This window comes from Rhodococcus sp. EPR-157 (assembly GCF_001647195.1).
GTDB lineage: Bacteria > Actinomycetota > Actinomycetes > Mycobacteriales > Mycobacteriaceae > Rhodococcoides.
Genome location: NZ_LVCV01000261.1, coordinates 1 through 6,919 on the forward strand (window position 1 = coordinate 1; position 6,919 = coordinate 6,919).

5 protein-coding genes and 1 pseudogene are annotated in these 6,919 nt (G+C 66.0%); 3 read left to right on the top strand and 3 right to left on the bottom strand.

Annotated elements, in window-relative coordinates:
• The 3 genes and pseudogenes from A2J03_RS12020 to A2J03_RS12030 all read left to right on the top strand — a co-directional run.
• Positions 1 to 1,779 (top strand): heavy metal translocating P-type ATPase (locus A2J03_RS12020; protein ID WP_068049651.1); only part of this gene is annotated, 1,779 nt, incomplete at its 5' end.
• On the top strand, positions 1,776 to 2,294 hold the full coding sequence (lspA, locus tag A2J03_RS12025) for a signal peptidase II (RefSeq protein WP_068049655.1): 519 nt from the start codon (positions 1,776 to 1,778) through the stop codon (positions 2,292 to 2,294). The genes A2J03_RS12020 and lspA, both read left to right, overlap by 4 nt.
• 124 nt (positions 2,295 to 2,418) lie before the next feature.
• Positions 2,419 to 2,916: pseudogene (locus tag A2J03_RS12030) on the top strand (cadmium resistance transporter); the annotation flags it as partial.
• Here A2J03_RS12030 and A2J03_RS32045 read toward each other — a convergent pair.
• Genes A2J03_RS32045 through A2J03_RS12040 form a run of 3 tightly spaced genes read right to left on the bottom strand, consistent with a single transcriptional unit; the run spans position 2,838 to position 6,764 of the window.
• Entirely contained in the window at positions 2,838 to 4,124 is a 1,287-nt protein-coding gene (locus A2J03_RS32045; protein WP_428849463.1) for a TniQ family protein, read from the bottom strand. The pseudogene A2J03_RS12030 and the gene A2J03_RS32045 sit on opposite strands and share 79 nt — an antisense overlap.
• Complete coding sequence (locus A2J03_RS12035; protein ID WP_231893738.1) at positions 4,121 to 5,077, bottom strand: TniB family NTP-binding protein; 957 nt, start codon at positions 5,075 to 5,077, stop codon at positions 4,121 to 4,123. The genes A2J03_RS32045 and A2J03_RS12035 overlap by 4 nt, the downstream gene beginning before the upstream one ends.
• Positions 5,078 to 5,081: 4 nt before the next feature.
• Entirely contained in the window at positions 5,082 to 6,764 is a 1,683-nt protein-coding gene (locus A2J03_RS12040; RefSeq protein ID WP_068373905.1) for a Mu transposase C-terminal domain-containing protein, read from the bottom strand.
• Positions 6,765 to 6,919 lie beyond the last annotated feature (155 nt).

Here is a 6,919-nt window from a genome sequence, read left to right on the forward strand (position 1 = left end):
CTCGAATCGGTCGCGTTGATCGTCGCCGGCTACACCTTCGTACCGTCGACCCTGAAGCGGCTCGCCCGCGGCAAGATCGGCGTCGGCACCCTCATGACCATCGCGGCGGTCGGCGCCGTGATCCTCGGTGAGGTCGGCGAGGCTGCGATGCTCGCGTTCCTGTTCGCCATCAGCGAAGGCCTCGAGGAGTACGCGGTCGCCCGCACCCGGCGAGGTCTGCGGGCGCTGCTGTCGTTGGTTCCCGACACCGCCACCGTCCGACGAGATGGTCGAGAACAGGTGGTGTCGCCGACCGAGTTGACGGTCGGCGAGATCATGATCGTCAAGCCCGGCGAGCGCATCGCCACCGACGGCACGATCCGCAGTGGCAACACCGCGCTCGATACCTCGGCGATCACCGGCGAATCGGTGCCCGTCGAGGCAGGGCCCGGCGATGAGGTGTACGCCGGGTCCATCAACGGAACCGGGGTTTTCGAGGTCGAGGTGTCCGCGCGCGCCGAGGACAACTCGCTGGCCAAGATCGTCCGGATCGTCGAGGCCGAGCAGTCCCGCAAGGGCGAGGCGCAGCGACTGGCCGATACGATCGCCAAACCCTTGGTGCCCGCGATCATGGTCGCCGCGGCCCTCATCGCCGCTGTAGGCAGCCTCCTCGGCGACCCACGGATATGGATCGAACGCGCACTGGTCGTCCTCGTCGCTGCCTCACCGTGCGCCTTGGCCATCGCCGTCCCGGTCACCGTCGTCGCTGCGATCGGCGCTGCCAGCAAACTCGGTGTCCTGGTCAAGGGCGGCGCAGCACTGGAAGCCCTCGGCCGCATCCGCGGAATCGCACTGGACAAGACCGGCACCCTGACCCGCAACAAGCCGGTCGTCATCGACGTCGCCACCGTGAACGGCGCGACCCGCGAACAGGTCCTCGCGGTGGCCGCGGCGCTCGAGGTGCGCAGCGAGCACCCCCTGGCCGCGGCGATCCTCGCCGCCGTCGACGACCACACCCCCGCCGAGGACGTCGAGTCCGTCACCGGCGCCGGCCTCACCGGCCGCCTGCGCGGTTCCGACGTCCGGCTCGGACGGCCGGGCTGGATCGAGCCCGGCCCGCTGGCGGCGGAGGTGGAACGGATGCAGCGCGCCGGAGCCACCGCCGTGCTCATCGAGCAGGACGGCCGAACACTCGGCGCGATCGCGGTCCGCGACGAACTGCGACCCGAAGCCGCGGAGGTCGTCGCCGGTCTCCGCCGTGACGGATACCACGTCGCGATGCTGACCGGGGACAACGAACGCACCGCCCGAGCGTTGGCCGCCGATGTCGGCATCGAGGAGGTCCATGCGGACCTGCGACCGGAGGACAAGGCAGCCATCATCAGCGACCTGAAGGTCCGACGGTCGACCGCGATGGTCGGCGACGGTGTCAACGACGCCCCCGCACTGGCCACCGCCGACCTCGGTATCGCCATGGGAGCCATGGGAACCGACGTGGCCATCGAAACCGCCGACGTCGCCCTGATGGGCGAGGACCTCCGGCATCTGCCACACGCCTTGGCCCACGCACGCCGATCTCGGCGCATCATGCTGCAGAACGTCGGGCTGTCTCTGGCGATCATCACCGTTCTGATGCCGCTCGCCCTGTTCGGGATTCTGGGCCTGGCAGCAGTGGTTCTGGTGCACGAACTCGCCGAGATCGTGGTCATCGCCAACGGAGTCCGGGCAGGCCGCGCCCACCCCCTGACCACCGGACCGGCACCCGCATCGGCCCCGACGGCAGCCGAGGCCCGCATATGAGCGCCGACGCAGCCCCGGGCATCTCGGCGCCACGGTCCCGGCGGACCCTGACGATCGTCGCCGTCGTACTCATCGGCGTCGCACTCGCGGGCGACCCCGTCGCCCGCCGCGCACTCTCCGACGGCCGCATCGTCGAGCTAGGCGTGCTGCAACTGAAGTTGGCCTACAACAGTGGTGTCGCCTTCAGCGTCGGGAACCAACTGCCGCCGTGGGTCATCATCGCGGTCACCGCCATCATCACCGTCGGCATCGGTGTGTACGCGTGGCGCACTGTCCCCACCGGCTCACCGTTGGGGACTGTGGGACTGTCGGCGATCGTCGCCGGCGCCGCCGCCAACGTGATCGACCGCACCGTCGACGGTCGCGTCACGGACTACTTCCACACCGGCTGGTGGCCCACCTTCAATCTCGCCGACACCTACCTCACCTGTGGTGTCGTACTGGTCATCGGCTCCATACTCTGGGAGGAAGCGGCCCTTACTCGTACCGCGCACGCGCAGGAAAAATCCGGATGACCGCCTCGCGGCCTCGCAGCCGATCCACCCCTACCGCGGTCCAGCCCTCCGGACACGACGTTCAGCCGCCCCGCCGTGGCCGCTCGGTGCGGGAGTGATCACCACCATCGCCGCGGCGGTCGCGATGTTCGCCGGCACCAACATCGACGACATCGTCGTGCTGACCGTGCTGTTCGTCGCCTCCGCCAGCCAGGGGCGGCCGCGGGCATGGCAGATCGTTGCCGGCCAGTACGCCGGCCTGATCACCCTCGTCGCGATCAGTGTCGTCGCTGCCCTGGGATTGGTGATCGTCCCGGAGGACTGGGTCGGGTTACTGGGGTTGCTGCCCCTGTCGTTGGGTGTCTGGGGCCTGATCCGCGGCCTGCGCAGCGGCGACGAGGACGAGGCCCCGGTGGTGGCAACAGGGATGGTCGGTGTCGCCGCCATCACCATCGCCAACGGAGCCGACAACATCGCCGTCTACACCCCGGTCTTCCGCACGCTCGGTGCGCCACAGACCGCGGTCACCATCGCCGTGTTCCTGATCTGCGTGGGAATCTGGTGCTACGCAGGCAGACTGTTGGGCACTCGCAGAAAGGTCGTCGACACTCTCGAACGGGTCGAGCACTGGCTCGTACCCGTGGTGTTCATCGTCCTGGGTGCGATCATCCTGCTCGAATCCGGTGTCCTCGGCCGGCTCATCGTCGCCGCGTCATGACCGACGTCTGTTCGCCCGGCAACTCCAGCGGCAGCGGCATCGATCGCCGCAATCACACCGTCCCAGGCGCTGCGGGCGGGTACCGGACTGCGAGACCGCGTCGGAGCGGTCCCCGGATCAACCGGCTCGTACGAGCGTGGGCGCAGTAGAGCCGCATCAGCACCACCCGCGAAAATCTCATCGTTCTCGACCGCGATGATCGCGGTCGCGGCGGCGGTCAGTACTGCTGCTTGTTCTTCCCAGCGCAGGTCCTCGAACGGAACCCACGATGTTCGGAGCGGGCGAGAACGGCCGGTGGATTTCCAGATCGCGCTGAGTGGCTTTGCCCACCATCCGGTGCGGACCAGAGGTGTTGATACTTCGTCGACGACGGTGCGCAGCAGCCTGAACCACACTGCTGCATGAACACGGCCCGCGCCGAGCTCGACCGACCCGCACGTCAACGCGGTGACGCTGCGTCTGTCGATTTCTGCGACGGCCGCCGCGACCGGTATCGGTGGTGCGTGCTCGTCCGAGCCTGCTGGTGTCCTGTCCCAGAAGACAAGTCTGCCGGGTACGACGCTGCAGAATTCGAGCCGGCAGAGATGCTTGGTGCAGCTGGTCAGCATCGGGTATTGCTGAGCCATCATGACCGCGATGTCGGCGTGTGTGTCGAGGGTGTCGATGCACAGAGGGCATGCCCGTGTAGTCAGCGTGCTTACCCAGGGAAGCCATGTGCCGGCGGGCGGTGCGCGTCGACGTCGATCGGCCATCGCCAGACCCGCCGGTAGTAGGACAGAGAACTGGTGGACGTAGGTGTCGAAGTCGCACTCGGTGGGGTCGGTGCTGTCGAGCAGCCAGGGCGTGCAGCCCGCCAACGTCATTTCCCGCAGCCGTTCCGCCGTACAGGTGCTCCTCTGGGCAAGCGCCGATAGCACCGGCTCGGGTGTGTGCCGGTCCAGGTCCACGCTCGAGGTGTCGACACCGAGCCCGTCGAGAAGGTCCGCTGTATTGATCAACGAATACAGTGCGCTGGTCCGGGCCAGCCACGACATCAGAGTCTCGCCAGGTAGTGGTTGCGGGCGCAGCGGCCACGGCGGATGCGCACTGTGGTCGAGCGCTGTGTGCGCTGCAGGGGCATCGGCTGGTGTCATGCCAGGTGCCGTTCGAAGTGGCGGCGGCGTTCGGTGGGCCCGAAGTAGGCGGTTTGGGTCAACACCTGTGAGGTGATCGCTTCCTCTCCGGCTTCTATTGCGGTCACTGCGGCCGCGGTCAACAGCGTGGCCAGTTCGCCGATGGTGCCCTCACACCGGGTGAGGAGGTAATCGGTCATCTCCGCCGATGTCAGGTACGAGGGCGCACGCAACGGGAAGCTGGCGGTGAAGCTCGCCAGCAGGGAGCGGGTGTCGGTGTCGTTGGTCCAGATCGGCAGCGTCATGGGGTGAAAACGGTTTTCCAACTGTGCATCACTGCGGATCGCGAGGTACGCCTCTCGGGTACCGACTCCGACGAGAGGGATCCGCAGCTCGTTGCCCAGAAACCGCAACAGGTTCAGAAATTCTCGGCGCACGTTGTCGCGACCGGCGAGAACATTATGGAGCTCGTCGATGATCAGCATCCGAACCCCGGTTGCTCGCAACAGCGTCACCGCTTGCTGTTCTAGTTCGTGAACGCGGCTTCGCGGGCGCATCGGCGTTCCGAGGGCAGCGAGCATCGCGAGGTAGAACCGTCCGGGTGCTGGGTCCGGGGGCATCTGCATACACAACACCGGTATGTGCTCACGGTCGGGCAAGCTGACAGCGGGGTGCGCACGCCGGAACTTCTCGATGATCATCGACTTGCCGTTGTTCGTCGGCCCGATCAGTAGCAGGTTCGGCATTCGTTGCCGATCCGGCCACACCAGCAACGTCTCGAGGTGCACGATCACCGACCGTGCACGCGGATACCCGATCCACCGTTCCGTACGAATGTGCCTGATGCGTTGTGCAGCAGGAAGACCCGCTATCGATCTGACCGAACTTCGCAGGTGGATCAGATCCGCACTACCGGGGTCGATGTCTTCGCCGCTACCGTCGCCTGCAGGAGTGATTCGGGGGTCGTCGTTCATCGATTCACCATTCTTCGATGTCGTCGAAGATCGGAACCGGTACTTGGTCGGTACCGGGGCGACTCTCGGGCGGGCCCATCGCGTTCGGTGATGTGGTGACGCTGCTCAGGTGAGCACGGCGAGTGCGATTACGTCGGGCTCGTTTGGTGTCCCGCTCTGCCGACGTGGCTACCTGACGCATCTTCTCGATCATCGCGAACAGAGCGTGTTCGTCGATAGTTGCTCGGCCGTGCTCTCGAAGACGCACCACCGCTGCCCGGTGTTCCCACGATGTCACCGCCGGATGTGACATCGTCCGGTACGGCACCTCGACATACCCGCCGCCGCTGTCGGGGTCCAGGACCCACACCCTGCTCAGATCTCGTGGATCACGCCGGATCACGAACTGACCCAACTTCTCTCGCCTAGCGATCCACGGTTTCAGAGCGTTCGAGAAGTACTGGATGTGGTCGATGACGAACCCTGTCCGGGTCAGGCGACGCCGGATGACGGGAAGGAAGTCCACCAGGAATGCGGTCTCGCCCACCACTGTCGACGTCGATCGAGCAGTATCGGCGTCGGTGCTGCTGATCCACTGCGCAGCGGGGCTCCGGCTCAGGCCGGTGTGCACGTCCGCGTGGTACGCCGCGACCGCGAGGATCAGCCAGCGTTCCAATTCTCGTAGCGTCAGGGCTGCCGTGCCCTCTGAGTCGTATCTGCCCCGCTGCGTTGGGTTCGAGAACGTGGTGCCGGGGAGTTCGTGGACCTGGGTCATGACGGTGCCAATGATGCGTTCGACGATCCCGCCGTAATGCGGCCTGCCGGGTGGGCGGTAGCCGAGGTCGATTCCGTGTTGTTCGCAACCGCGCCGTAGCGCTTCACTTTTGAACTCGGAGGCGTTGTCGACATACAAGGCGCGCGGCTTTCCGGCCATCGGCCACCGCACATCCGCGCCGAGGCCCAAAGCGTCGATCCATACGCTCTTGTCCGAGCACACCCGGCCCAGACACAACCCGACCGACACTGCGGACGGAGGATCGAGTGTGACCACGAAGCCCGGCACGCAGCGGCTGAAGACATCGATAGCAATCGTGAGATATGGACGTCCAATCGGCACCCGGTCGTATTCATCGACGATCATCAGATCGACCACGGTGTGATCAATCTGGACTTGCTGGAGAACCGCCGTCACCGGCGGCGGGACATCGCCCGCGGACTGCCGCGATCGGGCGGCGTCCGGTCCGCCACGTGACCGTGCGACGCGGCCCGGGTGCATCGCTGCGATCCGCGCGGTGACTGTGTTGCGGGCTGGGATAGGGAATCCCGCACGGTGACAGGCCAGCGCGATACGTCGATGCAGTGCTGCGACACTGAGCTTCTGGCGAGCCAGAAACTCGCGGTTGATGTGCTCGGCGATCACTTCTTCCACCTCGGTCGGCATCCGAGAGCGGCCGCGCCCGCCTACAGGAGCGGAGACCAACAGATCTGTGACCGCCCCTCCCCCATTCCGGAGCTTGGACAACAGCACGTACACACGCCGGGGCGAGACCCCCAACTGCTGCGCTGCATCCTCCACCACTGCGGTACCGATCGAGGATCGATCCACTAGTTCGCTGAGCACTGCGAACCGTGACCGTGCCTGCTCCCACTGCTCCGCCGACGCGGTCAGCACACCAGTCTCGGCGACATCGAACTTGTCCGCGTCCATCGCAGCCTCCGAACGCCCGGCCTGCGTGACCGACCGATTGTGCAGTCCACTTCTGCACTCAGAATGTCAGAAGACGACTGCAATCGGAGGTAAAACCCCAGGAATTTATGACGCCCACTTCTGAAACTGACAACCGATGTCAGTTTCAGAAGACG

What these genes read in the sequence shown, in the direction of transcription:
- lspA (WP_068049655.1), top strand. Translation starts at nt 1,776, where the DNA reads ATGAGCGCCGACGCAGCCCCGGGCATCTCGGCGCCACGGTCCCGGCGG.
- A2J03_RS32045 (WP_428849463.1), bottom strand. Translation starts at nt 4,124, where the DNA reads ATGACACCAGCCGATGCCCCTGCAGCGCACACAGCGCTCGACCACAGT.
- A2J03_RS12035 (WP_231893738.1), bottom strand. Translation starts at nt 5,077, where the DNA reads ATGAACGACGACCCCCGAATCACTCCTGCAGGCGACGGTAGCGGCGAA.
- A2J03_RS12040 (WP_068373905.1), bottom strand. Translation starts at nt 6,764, where the DNA reads ATGGACGCGGACAAGTTCGATGTCGCCGAGACTGGTGTGCTGACCGCG.